The organism is Finegoldia sp. BIOML-A2 (assembly GCF_009678315.1).
Taxonomy (GTDB): domain Bacteria; phylum Bacillota; class Clostridia; order Tissierellales; family Peptoniphilaceae; genus Finegoldia; species Finegoldia magna.
On record NZ_WKZE01000001.1, the window covers coordinates 271428 to 294219 of the forward strand.

21 protein-coding genes are annotated in these 22792 nt (G+C 32.8%); all 21 read right to left on the reverse strand.

The window, feature by feature from the left end; all coding sequences use genetic code 11:
- Positions 1-36 precede the first annotated feature (36 nt).
- Positions 37-1488: a helicase HerA-like domain-containing protein gene (locus GKF99_RS01285; protein WP_172976408.1), complete on the reverse strand. Its 1452-nt coding sequence runs from the start codon at positions 1486-1488 to the stop codon at positions 37-39.
- Between the two features lie 15 nt (positions 1489-1503).
- Entirely contained in the window at positions 1504-2013 is a 510-nt protein-coding gene (locus GKF99_RS01290; protein WP_154272443.1) for a hypothetical protein, read from the reverse strand.
- Position 2014: 1 nt separating this feature from the next.
- Positions 2015-3292, reverse strand: a complete 1278-nt coding sequence (locus tag GKF99_RS01295; RefSeq protein WP_002835628.1) for a glucose-6-phosphate isomerase — start codon at positions 3290-3292, stop codon at positions 2015-2017.
- An 8-nt stretch (positions 3293-3300) separates the two neighbouring features.
- Positions 3301-4407 carry a PP2C family protein-serine/threonine phosphatase gene (locus GKF99_RS01300; RefSeq protein ID WP_154272445.1) on the reverse strand — a complete coding sequence of 369 codons (1107 nt, stop codon included), beginning with the start codon at positions 4405-4407 and terminating at the stop codon, positions 3301-3303.
- Between the two features lie 12 nt (positions 4408-4419).
- Positions 4420-5541 (reverse strand): class I SAM-dependent RNA methyltransferase, encoded by a 1122-nt coding sequence (locus tag GKF99_RS01305; RefSeq protein ID WP_154272446.1) that lies wholly within the window; start codon positions 5539-5541, stop codon positions 4420-4422.
- Between the two features lie 129 nt (positions 5542-5670).
- Positions 5671-6705 (reverse strand): DUF4097 family beta strand repeat-containing protein, encoded by a 1035-nt coding sequence (locus GKF99_RS01310; RefSeq protein ID WP_154272448.1) that lies wholly within the window; start codon positions 6703-6705, stop codon positions 5671-5673.
- A complete protein-coding gene (locus GKF99_RS01315; RefSeq protein WP_002835632.1) occupies positions 6706-7020 on the reverse strand; it encodes a PadR family transcriptional regulator in 315 nt (104 codons plus the stop codon). It abuts the gene before it with no gap.
- 68 nt (positions 7021-7088) lie between these two features.
- Positions 7089-8132, reverse strand: coding sequence for a DNA polymerase IV (locus GKF99_RS01320; protein ID WP_154272450.1), 1044 nt, complete (start codon positions 8130-8132; stop codon positions 7089-7091).
- A 42-nt stretch (positions 8133-8174) separates the two neighbouring features.
- The gene (locus GKF99_RS01325; RefSeq protein ID WP_094223123.1) at positions 8175-9131 is read right to left on the reverse strand and encodes an SH3 domain-containing protein; all 957 of its coding nucleotides are present in this window, start codon (positions 9129-9131) and stop codon (positions 8175-8177) included.
- Positions 9132-9267: 136 nt separating this feature from the next.
- Complete coding sequence (locus tag GKF99_RS01330; RefSeq protein WP_094223122.1) at positions 9268-11121, reverse strand: oligopeptide ABC transporter substrate-binding protein; 1854 nt, start codon at positions 11119-11121, stop codon at positions 9268-9270.
- Between the two features lie 12 nt (positions 11122-11133).
- A complete protein-coding gene (locus GKF99_RS01335) occupies positions 11134-12054 on the reverse strand; it encodes an ABC transporter permease (protein ID WP_094208191.1) in 921 nt (306 codons plus the stop codon).
- 9 nt (positions 12055-12063) lie between these two features.
- Entirely contained in the window at positions 12064-13032 is a 969-nt protein-coding gene (locus tag GKF99_RS01340) for an ABC transporter permease (protein ID WP_154272451.1), read from the reverse strand.
- 1 nt (position 13033) lies between these two features.
- Complete coding sequence (locus tag GKF99_RS01345) at positions 13034-13972, reverse strand: ATP-binding cassette domain-containing protein (protein WP_094207572.1); 939 nt, start codon at positions 13970-13972, stop codon at positions 13034-13036.
- A gap of 9 nt (positions 13973-13981) precedes the next feature.
- Complete coding sequence (locus GKF99_RS01350) at positions 13982-14977, reverse strand: ABC transporter ATP-binding protein (RefSeq protein WP_094207573.1); 996 nt, start codon at positions 14975-14977, stop codon at positions 13982-13984.
- A 547-nt stretch (positions 14978-15524) separates the two neighbouring features.
- The gene (locus GKF99_RS01355; RefSeq protein ID WP_094207574.1) at positions 15525-16439 is read right to left on the reverse strand and encodes a PfkB family carbohydrate kinase; all 915 of its coding nucleotides are present in this window, start codon (positions 16437-16439) and stop codon (positions 15525-15527) included.
- 8 nt (positions 16440-16447) lie between these two features.
- Entirely contained in the window at positions 16448-17632 is a 1185-nt protein-coding gene (locus GKF99_RS01360; protein ID WP_154272453.1) for a zinc ribbon domain-containing protein, read from the reverse strand.
- Positions 17633-17933: 301 nt separating this feature from the next.
- On the reverse strand, positions 17934-18422 hold the full coding sequence (locus tag GKF99_RS01365; RefSeq protein WP_241673546.1) for a dihydrofolate reductase: 489 nt from the start codon (positions 18420-18422) through the stop codon (positions 17934-17936).
- Between the two features lie 28 nt (positions 18423-18450).
- Positions 18451-18990 (reverse strand): hypothetical protein, encoded by a 540-nt coding sequence (locus tag GKF99_RS01370; protein ID WP_241673547.1) that lies wholly within the window; start codon positions 18988-18990, stop codon positions 18451-18453.
- A gap of 15 nt (positions 18991-19005) precedes the next feature.
- Positions 19006-20055: a magnesium/cobalt transporter CorA gene (corA, locus tag GKF99_RS01375; RefSeq protein WP_154272455.1), complete on the reverse strand. Its 1050-nt coding sequence runs from the start codon at positions 20053-20055 to the stop codon at positions 19006-19008.
- A 12-nt stretch (positions 20056-20067) separates the two neighbouring features.
- Entirely contained in the window at positions 20068-20400 is a 333-nt protein-coding gene (locus GKF99_RS01380; protein WP_154272456.1) for a thioredoxin family protein, read from the reverse strand.
- Positions 20387-22765: a glycogen/starch/alpha-glucan phosphorylase gene (locus GKF99_RS01385; RefSeq protein ID WP_154272457.1), complete on the reverse strand. Its 2379-nt coding sequence runs from the start codon at positions 22763-22765 to the stop codon at positions 20387-20389. The genes GKF99_RS01380 and GKF99_RS01385 overlap by 14 nt, the downstream gene beginning before the upstream one ends.
- Positions 22766-22792 lie beyond the last annotated feature (27 nt).

The window sequence follows — 22792 nt, forward strand, 5'->3', positions numbered from 1 at the left end:
TTATCACATTTAAAAACCTCCCATCTGGGAGGTTTATTAAAATTTTATGCTCTTTTTTATTGATCCGAAAATTCCACGCGCGATGTCTCTGCCGATTTGTCTTGTAAAACTACCAAGCATGGAGTTGATGCTTTTAGACGCGAAATCTTCTATTGGAGATTTTTCTTGTTTTTTGGATTTCTTAGTTTGTTTTTCCGGCTCTTCTTTGATTTGATTTTGCAATTTTTTTTGCAGTATTTCATAAGCAGATTCTCTGTCGATTGATTGTGAATATTTTTGATGCAAATCAGAGTTTTTCACAATATAATCCACGTCTGATTGAGAAAGTGGCGTAAACGATGAGTGTGGTGGAAGTACGAGTCCTTTTTTAGTTATACTTGGTGCTCCTTTTTCATCCAAAAATGAAATCAACGCTTCACCAGTTCGTAAGTTTACAATTTCATCTTTTACATTCATATCATTATCTGCTCTGAAAGTTTCAGAAACTTTTTGCACTGCCTTCAATTCTTTTGGAGAGAATGCTCTCAATTGATGCACAATTCTATTTCCTAATTGCGAAGAAATCGAATCTGGAATGTCTAGTGGGTTTTGTGTGATGAAGAATATTCCCACGCCTTTTGAACGAATAAGTCTTACAACTTGTTCTATTTTATCCATTATCATCTTGTTTGCATTGTCGAATAACAAATGTGCTTCGTCAAAGAAGAACACAAGCTTAGGGATTTCTGGATTGCCAACTTCTGGTAATGATTCGAAAAGTTCTGATAATAGCCACAACAAAAACATCGAATACAAGTTTTTGTCGTTAATAAGTCTTGCCGCAGAAATTATATTCACAAATCCACGTCCATCAGAATCTGTCTTCATCAAATCTCTTATATCCAAACTTGGTTCCCCCAAGAATTTATCTGCACCCATATCTTCGATGTACAATAATTTTCTCATTATTGCACTGATACTTTGAGTTGTGATATTTCCGTATTTTTTGGAATAAACATCCCTGTTATCTGACAAATGATTAAGCATAGAACGCAAATCTTTTATGTCCAACAACAATAGTCCTTCCTCATCTGAAACCCTGAATGCAATATTCAAAATTCCAGCTTGTGTATCGTTCAAATCCAAAATTTGCGATAACAAAATCGGCCCCATTTCAGAAACTGAAACTCTCAATGGAAGTCCAGCTTCTCCGTAAACATCCCACAAATTTACAGGATAGTTTTTGAAATTAAAATCAGTGATATTCATTTCATCTAGTCTAGATTTAAGATTATCGTTCATTTCACCAACAGATGCTAAGTTTGACAAATCTCCCTTAACGTCTGACAAAATAGTTGGCACTCCCAAATCTGAGAAATATTCGCACAACACTTTTAATGTAACTGTCTTTCCGCTTCCAGTCGCTCCTACGATAAGCCCATGTTGATTTACTTTATTTGAAAGAAGTTCGATATCTTCGTTTCCTCTTGCAATCAATAGTTTTTCCACAATTTCCTCCGCATTCTAATTTTCTTGAATAATTTGTTTCAAATCAATGAAATTGAACAAAGCTTTATTGTAAAAAGCTTTTGTTTTCTTGTACTTGTTGTAATTATTGTACACGTTTATTCCGTAAACAAACAAACTAAACACCATCAATATGTATTTGCCAAATATCAAATACAAAATCATTCCCATAATAATGTAAAATATTGGGCTGTAATCAAATGGCAAATCATAAAACACGCTGTACATTATTTTATCAATGCTAATTAATGCCAAAAATAACCACGCATACATCGCTAGATAGAGTGTATTCGATTCTAATAAATTAAGAATGATTGCTGGAATAAAATACACTCCCGCTCCTATTATTGGCACGAATGAAAATACCGTTATAAAAAACGATTTAACAAAAACGTGGTCGACCTTAGCAAATTTCAAAAATAAAACAGATGTCAATAAAACCAATATAATTTTCGAAATTTCGTAGCTTTTCTCGTACAAAACTATTTTCTTTAAATTCTCTTTCATATTAATAACCCGGCTTTTCTAATAATTTAAACATTTGCTTCTTGTATTCTTCAACTCCCGGTTGATTAAAAGGATTCACTCCCAAAACAAGCGCCGAAATCGCAACACTCATTTCGAAGAAATAAATCATATATCCTAGATTTTCTTCATTAATCTCATCAATTTTCACGACAACACTTTCAACATTTGACGACAAATGAGCATTAAGCGTTCCTTGCATAGCCATCTTATTCACATAATCCACTGATTTTCCGCTCAAATAATTCAAATTATCCAAATTATCAGCATCAGATTTTATATACAAATCTTTGCGTGGATTTTCTACTGAAATCACAGTTTCAAATACATTTTTTTGTCCATCTTGAATCATTTGACCTACTGAATGAAGATCTGTCGTGAAATTACACATCATTGGGAATATTCCCTTGTTGTTTTTTCCTTCCGATTCTGCGAATAATTGCTTGAACCATTCAGAAAAATATTTCAATCTCATTTCGTAATTAATAAGTATCTCAATATCTTTTCCATTACGATACATATCATTTCTAAATGAAGCGTATTGCAGTGCAAAATTTGACTCATAGTCAAGTTTTGTAAAATCTTCCATTGCATTTGCTGCGCCAATCATTAATTTGTCAATGTCCAATCCTTTTACGCAAAGTGGCAACAAACCAACAGAAGTTAGAACGGAAAATCTTCCACCGATGTCATCTGGCACTACAAAAGTTTCATAACCATTGATATCAGACAATTCTTTCAATGCACCTTTTTGTTTATCAGTCGTGGCGAAAATTCTGCTCTTTTGTTCTTCTTTTGTGTATTTTTCATCCATTAATTCCTTTATAAATCTAAAAGCGATTGCAGGCTCTGTAGTAGTTCCCGATTTGCTTATTACATTTACACAAAAATCCTTGTCCTTCAAATATTCCAAAAGTTCAGCCAAATACGTAGAAGACAATTGGAAACCAGCGTAGATGATTTCGATGCCCGATTTCTCAAAATAATCGCTCATCGCATAATCAATCGCCTTAGCTCCCATATAACTTCCACCGATTCCAATGACAACTAAACAATCAGACGTTTCTCTTATCTTCTTAGCGCATTTTTTAATTCTCTCGAATTCTTCTCTGTCGTAATTTTTAGGCAAATCAATCCATCCTGTGAATTCCTTGCCTTCACAGGATTTGTTTAAAAGCTTTTCTAAAGCATTTACGGATTCTGTTCTCAAAGTATCCACAGAATTATGACTTGTCGTATTTGAAAAATCTAGCTTGAACATATTTCCTCCTATAGAACCTTCAAACTCACTAGAACAATATCGTCATCCTGTTCCAAAAATCTAAAAGAATTCACCTCGTTTAGCACGTATTCAATTCTTTTTTCTGGAACTTTCATTAAATCTCTTTTTAGTCTTTCTTCGCCGTAAAATTCGTTGTTAAATCCTCTAGTTTCAGTTATCCCATCAGTGTACATAATTAATTCATCACCACTGGAGACCAATATATCTCTTTGGTCAAACCCAACTCCTTCAAACATTGGAGAGATAGGATGACCTGTAACTTTTAATTCTTCTAATTTATCATTTGAGATCAAAAATGGAATACCATTGTGGCCCGCATTTGCATATGAAAATATTTTGAGTTTTCTATCGTATAATCCATAAAAAATCGTAAAATATTTGTCTACCGATAAATTAAGTTCAGTAAATGTGGTATTCAAATCCTTCAGCACTCTTTTCGGTCTAGAATCTGTAATTCTACTTACCAAATACCTCATTGTCTGTCTGATAAACATCGTCAGAATAGATGCCGCAATCCCATGGCCCACAACATCTGCGATGTAAATTCCTACAAATCTTTCGTCAATGTCTATGCAATCGATGATATCTCCAGACAAATCCCTAGATGAAATATAGCTGTAATCCAAATCCAATCCAACATGCTCACCCTTACTAGGCAAAGTTTTGCTTTGAATGTGCTTGGCGAATATGATTTCATCCTTTATGTCCTTGTTCGCATTAATCAAATCAATCTGAGTTTTGACCTCTTTTGAAATATCTCTGAAAACCTCGACAGTGCTTACCACTTCTCCATCTTTATCCATAACTGGAGAAGAAGTTATGGAATAATCCACGCCATTTATTTTTCTTTTTTCTTTGATAGTGCTGTTCAAACGGTATTTCCTATCTGCCAAACATTTTGGGAAATCTTCACTATAATCCACATAGCAATTCACTCCTATTGGATTTATAGGCATAGATTTTATCATGCTAGTATTGGCAAATATTATTACCCCATCTTTATCTATTACTCTAACTAAATCCTTCATAGAATTTAGAACTTCGTAATCAGATCCTTTGAAATCACTAACATCTTCACTTGATTTCTTCTCCAAGGATATCTCCTCCTATTTAGGTCTCGGACCAAAATATTGATACAAATAACACTTCATATTTCCGTTGTACATCTTTCTATTTTTAGATGCTTTTTTGCCGTAAAATTTCTCAAACTCTTCGCAATCTGTGATTATATATTGCGATGCAGTCTTGAATTTTGCCATTTTAATTCCCAAATCCTTATAAATCTTCTCGGCTTCTTGTCTTTCGCCAAGCCTTTTTCCATAAGGTGGGTTAGATATTAGAACGAAGTAATTATCATTCAACACAACATTTCTGAAATCCCTCGTCACGAATCTAATATCCTCTCTGACTCCAGCATTTTCGGCATTAGCTATTGCTTTTTCAATCGCTGAACCATCCACATCACTTGCGAAAATATCTATCTTCTTATCGTAATCAATGCTCTCCAAGGCTTTAGTACGCTCTTGTTTGTATGCATTGTTGAATTTATCATTAAAGTTAATAAAATCGAATTTCCTATCAATTCCAGGTGCAATATTTCTGAATTTTCTTGCAGCTTCTATTGCAAAAGTTCCACTGCCACAGAACAAATCCACAAAAGGTCTGTCGCTGTTTGCAAATGACAAATCGATAATTCCTGCTGCTAAGTTTTCTCTTATAGGGGCAAGAACTGAGCCTTCTCTGTATCCTCTTTTGTGAAGTCCCTCTCCCGAGGTATCCAAAGTTATCGAACAAATATCTTTTACCAGACTAACTTCAATCCTAAATCTCCCCTTGGATTTTGAGAACCAATCCACCTTGTATTTTTTCTGAAGAGATTTAATAATCGCCTTTTCTGTAATCGATTGACAGTCTTTAATAGAAAATAATTTTGATTTGTAACTTCTGCCTTCTACAATAAAATTAGAATCTGCTTCCAAAATATCTAACCAATTTATTTTTTCAACGCCCTTAAAAAGTTGTTCGAATGATACAGCCTTAAAATTACCCAATTCGATTAGAACTCTGTCTGCACATCTCAAATTTATATTTAATTTTGCGATATCTTTTTCATCGCCTACAAGCATTATTCTTCCGTCGTTTACATTCAAATTTTCATAGCCCATATCCAAAAGTTGTCTTTTGACCAAGCTCTCCAAACCGAATGCGCAAGTTACTATTATTTTCAAAATTATTATTCCTCCATATTACCTTCTATTTTATCATATTTTCAATGTTTTTTTACGTTATAATAATATTTAACTGTAAATTTACAATAAAAAAACTGCAACGAAAAATCATTGCAGTCAATTTAGATTCTAATCTACAGTAATATCTCCACTAACTGTTGCAGCACTTATTTCGATTTCATCATTTGAGAATGATTGGTCGTGAGATTTACTGATTTTTTTCGAACTATCTTTGTAGTAACTATCAATTTGAATTTCACCGCTAACAGTTCTAAGTTCTATAGAACCTTTCTTTTCTTTGATATTGATATTAATATCGCTAGATACACCTCTCACATTCAAATCTTTGTTTTCGTTCACATCGATTTCGATATCGCCACTTACAGTGTTCACTGTGATTTCTGGATTTTCAGAATTCACCTTCACATCACCGCTTACAGTATTAACATAAATTTCTTTTTTGCATTTGGAAACTTGAACATCTCCACTTGCAGTGTTGACATTTACATTGTTCGATTGTGTAGTGATATTTACATCACCACTTGAAGTGTTGCAAGTAACATCATTACTAATAACATCTACATTTACATCTCCACTTGCAGTGGCGATGTTTAATCCCAAATCACTGTCTTGTGGAATTTTGATAGAAATTGATTTGATGAAACTTTTTTGGAAGAATTTTTCCATTTTAACTTTACCAAGCTTCAACACGTGATTCATATAATCTACATCTAACTTTTGTGTTTCATCAGTTGTAGTGTAAGTTACGATTATTTTATCCAATTCGTGAGTTGACACATCTATGTCCGCATTCGATTTAACTTCAATTCTGTGAAAATCATTGTCAAATTCCAATGTTTGTTGTGACAAATCATAGTCTTTGTCTTTAGATTGGTCAAAAATTTTAGAATTAAAGAAATCACCAATGCTATCCAAGTTAAACATACCAAATAAGTTGTTTTCTCTGATGATTCCAGCTTCTTTACATTCGTTGAATATTTCTCTTGGATTACCTAATTCAGTTGAAATCTCTTCTTCAGTTTTTCCGTTTTCAACGCCGATTCTAAAATGTTCTTCGTAATCATTCTTGATTTCTCTGTAAGTTGTTTCGTCGACATTTCTGAAATAATAATCTAAAAGTTCCATAAATTGTTCTTTATTCATTTAAAAACCCTCCTCTAACAAGGCCTTAACACTTTCAACTAATTTTTTATAATCTTCAAGTTGTGAGTGCAAATAAGTTTTTCCTTCGTCTGTTATCTTGTAGTATTTTCTAGATGGACCTGATTCTGATTGCTCAGTGTAATCTTCCAAGTATTTGTCGTTTTTCAATCTTCTAAGCATAGGATAAATTGTTCCTTCGCTCATTGGTATCTTATCTTTTATCTGATCTATAATTTCGTATCCGTAGCTGTCTTGTTTAGATATAACCGATAAGACACATAATTCTAAAATCCCTTTTTTTAATTGTGTGTTCATATCTTACCTCCTGATTACATTATAATACACAGTAGTATATATTGCAAGGTATTATGCAAAATTTTTTACTACAAAAATTTTAACTGCTCAAAAGTCGTGTCGCTCAGGTTTGCCGCAGTAATTCCGAAAAGCCTCACCGACTTTTCTATCTTAGTATTAAGCACAAGATACTTCACGATCCTGTAAATATCCTTGACATCACTAATGTATTCATCAAGAGTCATCGATTTGGTAATCACTGAAAAATCGCTGAGTTTGATTTTAATCCTAATGGTCTTTGCTTTAATATTTTTCTTATGGAGATCATCTGCTAATTCTTCACTGAACTCACTTGCTTTTTTCAATAACTCATTGTAATTTTTCAAATCACGTTCAAAAGTGTACTCAACTCCAATAGATTTTCTAATTCTTGACAAATCCAACTGTCTATCGTCACTACCACGAATTCTATCGTAAATCACTTCCCCAAACTTACCGAACAATTCTCTCAAATTATTTCTGGATAAATCGTACAAATCGCATACTTTTTTTATCCCAATATTATTTAGTTTTTCCTCAGATTTTCTGCCAATTCCTTGAATTTTTCCCACATTTAAGTCCATCAAAATATCTGGAATATCATCTTGTGTGATAATTTTGATTCCATGAGGCTTGTTCCAATCAGATGCAAGCTTTGCAAGGCTCATATTGTAGCTAATTCCTATAGAGATAGACAATCCCGTTTTTATCCTGACATTTTCTTGGACTAGATTTGCCAGTTCCAACCTATCCATATCGATATGAGAAATATCCATGCAACCTTCATCTATACTCATCTTTTGAATTTTTGAAGAAAAAGCAGACAAAACCTTGAAAACTTTCTCGCTATTTCTTCTGTATTTTTCAAAATCAGGAGTAACTATAACGAGGTTTGGAACGATTTTTTTCGCTTGAAATATTGGCATTGCAGAATGCAAACCGTACTTTCTAGCTTCGTAGTTCGCAGTAGTAATTATTCCTCTCTGACTTTTACCACCGACAACCATTGGGACGTGTTTTAGCTTCGGATTATCCAGAATTTCACAAGAGGCAAAGAAAGCATCCAAATCAAAATGCAAAAAATTTAAATCCATAACACACCCCTTTCTACTAAAAAAGCCCTCATTATTGAGAGCTTAATCGTTAATTTCTAAGTTGTTTGATGATATCCATGCATCGTATGATTTTAATGAATCTGCACTTTTTATTATCGCATGGCACCATACTCTTTGACCTGAATCTGGTTTTGCTTCATAAATGTACACTTCACTTCCCATAGGAATTGAGGAAATCACTTGTGATTTATTGCTTGGTTCTTCGTATATTTTGGCATTATCTGCAGTTACCAAGTAAGTTTTGCCAACTAAACGAATGCACAAATCAATAAGTCTTTTGTTATCATCAGTTTCATAACTTTCATCTTTTTTATCCGGTTTTTTTGTGCTTTCTTTTTCTTTCTTTAATTCTTCTGCTGATTCATTGGCAAGTTTTTCAGCTTTTTCTCTGGCTTCTTTTTCTTTTTTCTCAGACAATGCACGTTGTTTTTCTTCGTCTTGTTTTTTCTCATTGTATTGATTTTTTGCTTTTTCAACTTCTTTTATCTTGTCGATAACAATAGTTTCGTGTGGCATTACACGTGCGTATGAGTTTAACATATTCAAACTTGCATCAAAGTTGTCATCTTCTGCAAATGAATCACTTGCAATTATCACAGCTTGTGTGCTTTCTTGCAATCTTTGTTGCGCTTTTTGATAATTGACGCTATCTTTGTTGCTTACTTTCAAGAAACTTTTTGCTGCATCGACATACTTCATTTCCTTTAAATAATTTACGCCATAATCGTAATTATTTTTAGAAGATAAAAGTTCCACAGCTTCACGTTTTTTATCTATATAAGATCCATCGTTTGTTCTATCGTATAATTCACTATAATAATCTACAGCTTTTTGGTAATTACCATCTACTATACATTGGTGAGCCAATTTATCTAATTTTTCTGTCTTTGATGAATTAAAAATATTTAATCCTACAAAAGTTCCAACAAATATTACTACAGTTATCAAAACTACAGCAATAATATTCTTCTGCTTCATTCATTACACCTCTCTAATATTCTAATGAATAAGCTAGAATAAGTCAATAAACGAAAACGTTATATTTTACGTATTTTTACATATTTTACATAAAAAAGTGGAGTGTAAAATTACACCCCACTTAATTTAAAAACTATTATTCTTTAATTGGTTGTTCAGATGTAAGTTCAAGTTGATTCCATCTGAAGTCATCTTTGTTAAGATCTTGAACATATCTTGTATCAAACTTTTTAACTCTCTTGTTGATTGGAGTCAATGATTCTCTGTAAAGTGTTGGAATCAATGGTACATTTTCTTCCATAACTTTTGCAAAATCTTTGTAAGCTTGTGCTCTTTCTTCATCAGATGATTTACCATCAGCTATCTTATCCAATGCTTGTTGCATTTCTGGATTAGTATATCTGTAGTAGTTAAATGATGCATTCTTACTGAATAATCCTGATGGGTCAGGGTTAGTACCTACAGCCCAAGCTCCTTGGAATACGTCAACTTCAGGGTCATCATTTTTAAGCTTGTCGTAGAATGCGTTGAATTCTATCAATCTTCCGCCTGTCAACTCAACATTCAATCCAATTTCTTTCCAGCATTGGATATAGTATGCTGACAATGGTTCTGCGATTTCTCCACCTGACATTGATGCGAATTTAATTACAAATGGTTTACCGTTTTTGTCTTCTCTTATTCCATCATTGTCTACGTCTTTGTATCCAGCTTCATCTAACAATTTTTTGGCTTTTTCTTGGTCAAAATTGTATCCTTTTAATTCAGTGTTAAAGTAATCTTTAAATATAGGAAGAACAACTGATGTCGCTTGTGATCTGTATCCTTGATAGAATTTTTCACCAACTGCGTTGTTATCAATTGCATAACCCATTGCTTTACGTAAGTTAGGATCAGCCATCTTAGCGTTAGGATCTACAACAACTTCGCCTTTTTCTTTGTCCCATTTACCTAGTTTGAATCCTAAGTAAGTGTAAGCCATGTCTTGTTGTCTTGCAACTTTGTATCCTTTTAATTCTGATATTTCTTTGAATGTATCTGATGGTGCTCCACCTGCTATATAGTCGTATTTACCAGATTTTAATGATGCTAAAATTTGTGATGTTGGAACTACTTCCATTACAACTTTATCGATCTTAGGTTTTCCACCCCAGAAGTGTTCATTAGCGCTAAATTCAACTGATTGTCCTGGAACTACATTTGAAATGTAGAAAGGTCCAGCTGATTTAGGGTTCTTTCTGATTGAGTCAGAAGAGATTATGTCTTTTATAGCTATATCTTTTACTTGTTCATAGTTAGTTGGTTCAGCCCAAATACCAGCACCCCATTTGATTGAAGGTTTCCATTCTTTAAATGAGATTTGAACTGTTTTTTCATCTACTTCTTTAACACCTGCGATGTCTTTTGTTTTTCCAGCGTGATAATCTTCCATACCTACGATGTTCATCATATCATCATCATAACGTACACCAGGATAATCCTTGTGACCGATGATTAGGTAGTTTATTATAATGTCTTTTGCTGTTACAGGCTTTCCGTCATTCCATTTGAATGCATCTGAAAGTTTGATTGTCGCTGTCTTTGCCTTTTCATCCCATTCGAATTTTTCAGCTCCAGAATCTCTCAATTCCATGCTTTCTCCAGCGTTTGCTGAACCGTACATTGTAGGTCCGATAATTGTCCAGTCGAAGTTATCGTCTTGTAATGCAACATTAAATATACCTTTAAAAGGTGAATCTGTAGGGATACCTACTCTAAATGTACCACCTTTAATTGGTTCGCCTTCATTTTCAATAATCACACCGCCGCCCATTTGTTCTCCGACTATGTTACCTTTATTTTCTTCGTTTGCCTTTTTACCAGTGCTAGATTCTTGTTTAGAACCAGAATCTGATGATTTTCCGCTATCTTTATTAGATTTTCCACATCCTGTAAGTACAAATGCTAATACTAAAAAGATTGCCAATAATGATTTAAATTTCTTTTTCATTATTTTTCCCCCTTATCCTTTCCTTTGTTTTGCATCGGAAGCCCTTCTTAATGCTTGACCGATATAATTTATACACAACATCATTACTAATATCAATAATGATGCAGGTAGCCATACATATAACTTATCTGATATAACTTCTGGTTTTCTGGCTAATGATACCAACGTTCCTAGTGATGGATCTGATGGTGGAAGCCCGAAACCTAGAAAGCTAAGTCCAGTTTCAATACCAATATTTCCTGCGAAACTTAATGTCATATCTACAATTAATATTGAAGAAATGTTAGGCAAAATTCCTGTAAACATAGTCTTCAAATCGCTAGTACCCATTGTTTTGGATGCATTTACGTAGTCTTTTTTACTTTCAGCAAGGGCCTTTGATCTGACAAGTCTTGCCATTCCTGTCCAATAGAACACCGTAAATATCAATACGAATGTAAACATAGAATATTTTGGAACAATTGTTACGAAAACTATGATAATCATCATTGTTGGAAGAATTTGGATGAAATCTATAATTCTCATTATAATATTGTCCAACCATCCTCCGTAATATCCTATAAACAAACCTACAACTATACCTATAACAGATGTAAGGATTGTTACGGCGATTCCTATTACGATAGAATTTCTAGCGCCAATTATCAATTGTCCGAACAAATCTCTACCACCTTGGTCTGTTCCAAGTATATGTCCCGCTTCTCCTGGTCTTACGTATGAATTAAGTATGTCAACTTTCATTACTTGTTCTTTGTCTAGTAGCATTGCTCCAACGAATATTCCTATCCACAATACTGCTAATACCACCAATGACACTATAGCTAGTTTATCTTTTTTGAATTCATTAACAATTACTTTAAATCCAGTAGGATTATCTTTTGCAAGGTCTTTATATTCTTCAAGCTTTTCTTCTGTTACTTTTACTTCTTTCATAAAAACCTCCTAATCTATCCTTATTCTTGGATCCACTATACTCATGATAATATCACTTAATAATGAACCGCAAAGTGTCAAGAAACCATAAATCATAACAAGCGCTGTCATAACTGAGTAGTCCCTTTGGTTAATACAGTCAACGAATAATGAGCCCATTCCTTGGTATCCGAAAATTGTTTCAATCATGATAGAACCAGCTAGCAATCCTGTGATTTGGAATCCGAAGAATGCAGCTATTGGTAAAAGTGAGTTTCTAAAAATGTGTTTACTGTAAACTTTTTTTATAGGAACCCCTTTTGCTCTTGCAGTTCTTACGTAGTCTTGACTTTTTGCATCTACAACTTCATTTCTCAAATATTGAATAGTTCCAATAGTTGTAAGTAGTGCATAAGATATTGCAGGAAGTAGCATATGATAAAATCTACTTAACACCGCTGCCATTCCGCCTTTTGCTGAAGCTTCAAGACTTATAATACCACTTGTAGGAAACCATCCTAACTTGTATCCGAATATTAAAAGCATTATTAAATAAAATACGAATCCTGGTGTAGCCAGAGCGAGGAAGTTGTACAAGTTAACCCCCTGATCGAATGCCGACCCGCTATACCTACCTGCGTTTATTCCCAAAGGAATTGCTATCGCATACATTATTAACAATGAGAACAATGATAAGAAGAATGTGTTCTTAGCTCTTTGACCAATAACATCTTTCACTGGTAGCTTTTGAGTATAAGAATCTCCAAAATCTCCTTGAAGTGCATTTCCAACCCATCTCTTATATTTCACATACCATGGATCGTAAAATCCAGATTTTATTTTAAGTTCTTCTTCAACCTTTGAGTTACCAGTACTTGGTGTGATTTTCCCTGTAAAAGGGTCCCCTGGCATCTTTTGAGCTACAAAGAATATAAATAAACTTAACACTATCAATTGAGGAATCATTATTAAAAATCTTCTGATTATTGTTTTAGTCATATTATATTTCCCCCTTTCTAGCTGCTACATAATGAGAATCTTTGTATTTCATCAAATCGTACACCGATCCATTTTCATCGTAGTAGACATTTTTTTGTTCATCAAACTTCTTTTCAATAGCTTGTCTAGCATCTCTAAGCTCTTTTCTTCTATTTGGTTCGATTTGAGGAATCGCTGCGATAAGTCTTTTTGTGTAAATATGTTGAGGATCAGAGTATAACTCTTCACGATTACCAGTTTCCACAAATTTGCCGTTATGCATAATATAAATGTAATCACACATGTGTCTTACAACCCCCAAATCGTGAGAGATGAAAATGTAGCTTAGATTAAACTCTTGTTGAATCAACTTCATGTAGTTTAATACTTGCGCTTGGACTGATAAGTCAAGTGCACTAACTGGTTCGTCTGCAACTATCAATCTTGGGTTACATGCAACAGCTCTTGCAACACCAATTCTTTGTCTTTGACCACCTGAGAATTCAAATGGATATTTGTAAATTGCACTTTCGTTAAGTCCAACTATGTCTAATAATTTAAACACCTTTTCTTTTTCTTCTTTTGGTGTTAAGTTTTCAAAATTTCTGATTGGTTCAGCGATTATATCCAAAATTCTTTTTTTAGGATCAAGCGAACTCATTGAGTCTTGGAAAATCATTTGAACATCTTGATTGTAGTTAATCTTTTTTCTGTAAGATCTACTTGTAACATCTTTTCCTTCGTACAAAATGTGTCCATCTGTAATCTTTTCGAGTCCTACTATAGCTTTTCCGATAGTTGACTTCCCAGAACCAGACTCTCCAATCAATCCATAAGTTTTTCCTTGTTCAATATCCATATCAACTCCATCAACAGCTTTGATATAGTCTTGAATTGTATTAAAAAATCCACCACGAATTGGATAATGAACTTTCAAATTTTTAACTTCTAAAAATCCCATATTTTCCTCCTATTCGTCTTTAAAATGGAAGTTCTTCCAGCATGTACAACGAACTAAGTGTCCATTGCCAACATCATGTAATACTGGATTTTCTTCGTGTTCATGATCGTCTATCCAAGGAATACGAGGTGCAAATCTGCATCCTTTTCTTGGCAAATCTTTTAATGAAGGAACCATACCTTCTATTACGTGTAACTGATCAGATTCATTATCTGCTTGCGGAATGGAATTTAATAAGCTTCTAGTATATGGGTGAAGTGGGTTATTGAACAACTCATCCACAGGTGCAATCTCAACGATCTGACCTGCATACATTACGCAAACTCTATCAGCGGTCTGTGCTACAACTCCTAAATCATGGGTTATCAATATAATTCCTGAATTCATTTGATTTTGTAATTCTTTTATTAAATCTAGAATTTGTGCTTGAATTGTAACATCAAGTGCAGTAGTTGGCTCATCAGCTATCAAAACATGAGGCTTACAACTCAAAGCAATCGCAATGATTACTCTTTGTCTCATACCTCCGGATAATTGATGAGGAAATTGTCTTGCTATAACTTCAGCATTTTCAATCCCTACTTTTTTTAGAAGATCAACAGCTTTTGCTTGACGTTGTTTCTTGTCCAAATCAGTGTGATACAACAAAGCTTCTTCAATTTGTTCGCCAATTCTCATTAATGGGTTAAGTGATGCCAATGGATCTTGGAATATCATACCAATTTCTCCACCTCTCAACTCATTGAATTGAGCTTCTGTATAATTCAAAATATTTTCGCCGTTATATATAACTTCACCGCTAATTTGAGTGTAGTTCATATTATGTAAACCCATAATTGTAGTAGCAAGTGTAGATTTACCACAACCAGATTCGCCAACCATAGCTAATACTTCATTTTCATACAATTCAAATGAAACATCGTCTACGGCGTCATAATAATCGTCTTTTATTCTAAAAGCTGTATGCATATTATTAACTTCCAATATTTTCTTATTAGCAGACATCTTATTCTCCTTTCAGTTTATTTTTCGTATGATTTATGTATGAATAATAAATAATACTTTATCTCATTATAGTGACATAAAAGGAATTTGTCAATTATTATTTATTTTTTAATTTAAAATTTCAGTATAAAATACAGTTTTTCTATGCTTTTTCGAATTAAATTACACTTTTTAGCTACAATAATAAAATTTATGATTTTGTTTTCCCATTATAATTCTGCCATTTAAAATTAATTATGAAAATAAAACTAAATTATTTTTATTCATTTTTTAAATTTGTTCTAATAATAAAATAAATTGTGTTTTTGCATAAAAATGACTTGACACAATCTCTTTATTATGGTAAAGTAATGATAATCATGAGCCTATTTACAAATTTATTAATTTTTAAAAAATGTAACAAAAAGCTTGCATTCGTTATATTGAAATGGTAAAATATATTTAATTATTGAAAACTTTTTCATTTTCAATTAAATCTCCATTTCTTAATTTATTACAACATAAAAAAACAAGGTATGAATTAAATTCAACACCTTGTTTTTTTATTTTAGTCTATTTTTATTATATTAATATCTTTAAAGCAATCATCTATTTGGAATTTTTTCGGCAAATCCTTGGTCTTCAACGAAGCTAGCGCACAGGCATTTGCCATTTCAAAAGATTTTTCATAATCTGAAGTTCTGATAAATGTCGCGATAAATCCCGCGATTATTGAGTCAATAACAAAATCTCTTTTTTGGTTTAGCATCTGTTCTATGTCAAAAGCATAGATTGAATTCTTTTGGAACAAATATACTTTATTATCTACAAAAGGCACTATTACAAATTTAGAATTCAAATCAAATATTTCGTTTTTACATTTTAGTAAATCTGATTCTGAATCTATTTTTGTTTTAAATAGATGTTCCAAGCATTTTACACTTATTTTCTCAAGTAATGATCCCCCGTTAGCAAATCTCTCCAAATAATACTCATCTATATCTAGTACGAATTGTGCTTTGTTTGCTTTACAGATTGCAATCATTCTTTCGATTACAGTTTCTGTTATATTTTTCGGAAAAGCCGTGGACAAAAACACAGTATCTCCCTCTTTAACTCTTGATAGAAAGTATAATAATTCCTGTAGTTCTTGATGAGAAATGCTAGGTCCTTTTGATTCGATTACGGTTTTCGAAGAGCCTGTGATTTTGATATTAATTCTAGTATTATCATCAATTCTTATGAACTCAGATTTGATATCTTCTCTTCTTAGCCAATCTTCTACAAATTCTCCGGTAAAACCTCCTGCAAATCCAGTTGCAACAGTCGGAAGTCCAAGTTGTTTTAAAACTCTCGAAACATTGATTCCTTTTCCAGCTGGAAGCATCAAATCAAAATCCGATATATTGTTTTTGTCAAATTCAAAATCCGAAACTTCACTTACAAATTCAAGTGCTGGATTCATAGTAACTGTGTAAATCATTTAATCACCTACATTAATCCCGGAGCAAGTCCAAAAAATATTTTTTGAAGAAGTGTCATAACGACCATAAACACAACAAGTCTTGTTATCACAATTCCAGCTGCATTAAGTCCGTAAACTTTCCACAAATTTTTGTAATCAAATCTATCTACTAAAATAATCGTTGCAAATAATATCAATATTACCAATGAAATTAGATATATAAAAGCGTGTGCACCCAAAAATGTAAACGTGAAAACTGACGAACTAAAACCAACAAGTCCTCCTGCAGTTAAAACACCAAATAAGCTAAATATGAGAGATTCTATAACCGAAAGTAAAACTGAGATATTGTTTCTCAAATCCTTGTCGATTGGTTGATATAATTTCGTTCCTGCTAGTTTAAGTCCCAGACTGTATGATAAAACTTTTTGGAAAACATCCAATACCAATACAGAAACCATAACTACGATTGCCTTTGATTTTTGAGTAAATGTCCAGTGATTTGTAGAATTCATGTAAAAGAATAAAAGCGGCAACGCAGATAACACTACAACCGCAAGTCTCATTGAGAACCTGTAAGGTTGTGTACCACCCATCATTTTCTTCAATATTTTAGTAAAGAACAAATTGATTTTGTCAAAAACTTGTTTACTTTTAACCTCAAAAGTATCCATAAATTGGTCATCATCTTCATCTTCATCTTCGTCTTCAAACTTATGAATAGTAAACTCATTTGCCGAAGTGAACCTTATCGACTCATCTCTTTTAATTTTTTCTTGTTTTTCGTCATAACCTTTGGTAATAAAAATCGTGTTTTCATAATTTTCTTCAGGTTCTTTTTCTTCCTCGTGGTTTATTTTCTTCTCAACTTCTTTGTCGGGATTGAACTTTCCATATTGAGATTTATTTTTGTTAATCACTTGAAAAATATCTTCAATCCTTTTAGGTTTGTGTTCCGTTTTATTTTTGTTTATGATTTCTTCAGCCTTTTGTTCTTCAGCTGATTTTTCACGATTTTTTATATTAAAAATATTCATAACATCATCTGAATATGAATAATCCCTATCTGTAGATGCGTGATTATCTTCTGGTTGTTCTTTTATATCCTTTTGTTCATCCAAACTTTCACGGTATTCTTTCAAATTAAACCCACAATTGTGACAAAAATTCACCGTATCTAACACTTTTTCATTGCAATTAGGACAACGCATTTACTCACCTCCGTAACCGTATTATATCACAATACATTATACTCAATTATAACTTTGCCAAATCTTAATATTTGGGCAATAAAATAAGAGATATTTTATATCCCCTATTTTTCAAAGAGTACATACACATCATGTACGAATATCTAGACTACAAAAATTGTTGATTTCTGAATCTCAAAATCCTAAAATCGTAAGCACGCTTCGCTTACGCGGTACGATTTTGGACGGATTTTTAGATTTGAAATCAAAGCAATTTTTTCCGTATGATATTCTTAGCATGAATGTGTAATACTCTTTTTCTCTATTTTCTTTTGAAAACCATATATCTATAATCCATACCTTCGTAAGTTTTGATGTCTGATTCCTCCGCTACATAATAATCTTGGTCTTCAAATAAGTTTCTGATTTTTGCATCATATTCAAATTCTGCGTCAACATAAGTGATTACGAATTCATCAACTAAATGTATCAATGATTCTATCGTGTTTGCTCCACCTATCAAATACTCTGTCATTTTGTGGTCTGGGTTGATTTCTTTGAGAGTGCGTAGCAATTCTTCTTCGTTTTTTACGCAAAGCATACCGTCTAAATCTTTGCTTGTAATTATTATGTTGGTTCTATTTGGTAGAGGTTTTGAATCCGGCAAAGATTCCAATGTTTTTCTTCCCATTATAACGATATTTCCAGTTGTTAATTCCTTAAATCTTTGCATATCTTCAGGAATTGAAAAAAGCATATCTCCGTCTTTTCCTATTGCAAAATTTCTATCTACTGCTAGTATAATTTTCATTAACAAAAATCTCCCTTCCTTATATTACTTACAATATATTACTTACAATTTCGTTCAATTTTTCCATTGCGTGATTGTCAGTCCAATCAAAATCACCTTCACATATCCTTACGACAAGTATACCCATTTCCTCACAGCAAATATCAAGCATAGTGCTATAGATTGCATTTTGCAAATCAGATGATGAATTAGAAAGTATGCTATTGCATTTGTTTATCCATTTTTCAATACAAAAACCATAGTTTTTATCTCGTGGATAATTCTCAAGTGCAATCTTTCTTTCTTTTGTGAATTTCCTGTTAGCATCATACATAAAACAAAGCTTATTTTCCTCATTATAAGCCATTATGTTGATATCATTGACATATCTTATCAAATCATCTCTGTTTATATTCTCATCTAGTTCATTCAAAACTTTTTTCAAATTTTGGTTGTCTATGTTTGGTTTCAATTCAGAAAAATTCTTGCTAAATTCAATATCTCCACTAAAATACACTCGCAGTATTTTTTTAATAGCATCAATTTGTTCTTTTTCATAATCAGATGCCAAAAAAGTACTGTTTTCCATAAAATCTCCTTTATATTACATCCATTTTTTCTTTTTAAAATAATAAATCATAACACTAGTAATCACAACAGCCGTAACCCAGAACAAAATATATCCGTATTTCCCTTGAAGTTCCGGCATATATTTAAAGTTCATTCCGTAGACACCTGTTAAGAATGTCAACGGCAAAAATATCGTCGACCACACAGTCAATACCATCATTACTTCGTTAGTTCTGTTAGAGATATTAGTGTCAAATGCATCTATCATAGAGTTAATCATATCGCGATATACTTCTATGAATTCAAGCATTTGGATTATGTGATCGTACAAATCTCTCATGTAAATAGATGTGTTGTGACTTACCAAATTTACTCTGAACTTCGAAATTTCATTGATAACTGAACGCAAAGGCCACAAAGTCTTCCTCAAAAATATTAGGTTTTTCTTCATGGTGTAAAGTTCTCTGAGAATATCGTCATCATGATTAGTCATCATAGCGTCTTCCAAATCATCTATGTATTCTCCCAAAATATCAAAAATTTGATAGTAGTTGTCGATGAATGCATCCATTAACAAAAGCAATAGTCCATCTGTAGTTTTCGGCCTAAAAACAGGAATTTTTTCTAACTTGTCCAAAACTCTGTCAAATGATGTGGTTTTGTTTTGCTCTACAGTTACTAACAAATTTTCTTTCAAAACAAAAGAAACTTGGTTAAACGACAATTCTTTTACACTGTTGAACATATCATAATCCACAGTATCTGTTACCACGAACAAATAATCATCATAGGCTTCCAGTTTCGTCCTTTGTTCCACATCCAACATGTCTTCTATTATAAGAGGATGGATTTTGAATTTTTCTTTCATTTTTATGAAATTATCTGTATCTGATAATCCTGTGATATATATCCAATTTATCCTGTCATCTCTCAATTCGATATCATCGATGTCTGTGGTTTGATGTTTGTCGAAATGATGTTCATCAAAAGTACAAAAAGTAATTTTGGTGTTTTCAAGATCGTTCTCAAGCCTAAGAGTATCTAATATTTCGTTGATTCTATCCTCAAATAATAAATTAGCCAATACTATCTCCTCTTATTCGTCCAATAATTTGTTCGCGTAATTTCTGTATGTTGATTTTGAATTATCTCCTACAAGTCTGTCGATGATTTCACCATCTTTTATAAATAAAGTCGTAGGTAGAGGCAACGCTTCGTAATGTGTAATTATCTCGTCCTTGTCAATTTCTCTAACTTTTTTAGCTAAATATTCGTAAAATTCTATTTCTCCTTGAAATGATTTTTCGATATCTTCCAAATCATTTTTCGCCGGAATACATGGGCAAATCCCGTCGGCGTGGAAAAATAAAATCTTGTTTCCTTTGTTAAATATCTTAGAGTTAATATCACTCTTTTTAAATTTTTTCATTTGGTACTATCCTCCAAATTTCTTCTGCATATTCTTTTATAGTTCTATCCGATGAAAATTCTCCGAAATTTGCGATGTTCATCAAACTCATCTTAGCCCATTTTTTCTTGTCTGAGTAAGTCTGTAAAATCTTTTCGTGAATTTGTTCATAATCGTTGAAATCTTTTAACACAAAATATTCGTCCAACTTAAAGGATGAATCTCTGTTTACAAGTGAATTGTAAATGTCTAAGAACATAAACGATCCACTATCATTGATCAAATCGCTTAGCAAAGTATCCACAACTTGTTTGATGTTTTCATCCTTATAATAATACTCAACAGGATTGTAAGTGTCTCTGATGGAATTTAATACATCAACAGTTGCTCCAAATGGGAAGTTGTTGTCCTCACCTGCATGATTGAAAATCTCAATATTAGCACCATCGTAAGTTCCCACAGTTAACGCTCCATTTAACATAAATTTCATATTACCAGTTCCAGAAGCTTCTTTTCCCGCAGTCGAAATCTGCTCACTCACATCTGCTGCAGGATACACCATTTCTCCGATGGATACGTTGAAGTTTTCTAAGAACACAACCTTGATGTATTTGTTAACAACATCATCATTGTTCACGAGATTTTTAACTTCATTGATAAATTTTATAATAGCCTTTGCTCTGAAATACCCCGGCGCTGCCTTCGCCCCAAATATATATGTTTGTTTTGGAATGTCGGATACTTCGTTGTTTTTGATTTTATAATACAAATTCAAAATGTGAAAAGCATTCAGCAATTGTCTCTTATATTCGTGAAGTCTTTTAACTTGTATGTCAAAAATAGAGTTCTCATCTACATCGATATTTTCATGCTCTTTGATGTATTTTTTGAGTCTAATTTTGTTGTGAAGTTTGATTTCCATTAGTTTTTCCAAAACACTCTCATCATCTTGGAATTTTTCAAGCTCCTTTAATTTTGTTAGATCAGTTTTCCAATCTTCTCCCAAAAGTTCTGTGATGTATTGTGTCAATTCTGGATTTGAATAAAATAACCAACGTCTCGGAGTAATTCCATTTGTTTTGTTGACGAATTTATCCGGATACAAATCGTGCCATGATTTTAATGTCTCGTTTTTCAGAATTTCTGTGTGGATTTTAGCAACGCCATTAATCTTTACGGCTGTTAATATTGCCAAATGAGCCATATTAACAGTATTGTCCTTCACAATTCTGAGATTATCTATTCTATCGACAGAATAATACAATCCCACCAAATCGCTGACAAATCTCCTGTCGATTTCAGCGATAATATCCATAATTCTAGGACTCACTTCCTCTACAACATCGACACTCCATTTTTCCATTGCTTCTTGTAAAATAGTGTGGTTAGTGTAGTTGAACACATTGCTTGTAACATTCCAAGCTTGTTTCCAAGAAAGTTTTTTATCATCCATCAAAACTCTCATCATTTCTGGGATAGCCATAACAGGATGAGTATCGTTTAATTGGATAGTATTGTATTTTGAAAAATCTTCAAAATCCTTATCATTTGGGAAATTCTTCTCGTATTTTTCGATTATATCTTGAATAGATGCGCTACTGAAAAAATACTGTTGTTTAAGCCTTAAAACTTTTCCCGGTCTTTGTATATCATTCGGATACAAAACTCTCGTGATATCTTCTGCTCTGTTTTTTTCTTTTACAGAATCATCGTATTGAAAATTGTTGAATTTTTGAAAATCAAATCCGTCATCACATTCTGCCTGCCACAATCTCAAAGTGTTTACAACGTGATTTTTGTAGCCTACAACAGGCATATCATAAGGAACTGCTTTTACGACTTGGTTTTTGTATCTAATGATTTTGGATTCCGATTCTACACGTCTTGACCAAGGATCTTTGTCCAATGTCCAATTGTCTCCGACTTCCATTTGAAATCCGTTGTGAAAATATTGTTTGAAAAGTCCTTGGCGATATCTAACACCATAACCTGTCAACGGATAATCCAAACTCGCTGCACTCTCCATAAAACATGCTGCAAGTCTTCCTAGACCACCGTTACCCAAAGCTGCATCTTCTTCTTGAATTTCCAAATCATTGATGTCGATATCCAATTCTTTTAAAATCTGTGAATATTCTTCGTCCAAACCCATATTCAACAAATTATTTCCCAAAGATCTTCCTATCAAAAATTCTGCGCTAAAATAGTAGGCATTGCGTGAATTTTTGTGTTTGTCAGAAGTTTTCTTCCAATCTTCTGCCAATTCGTTCATTATTATTTTAGAAAAAGCTATATATTTTTCTTTTTTAGTAGAAGTTTGTAAATCTTTCCCAAACAAATTAAATAAGTTTTTTTCAAATTGCAACAAAAATTCTTCCTTTTTCATAAAATCCTCCTATTCTTAGCTCAACTA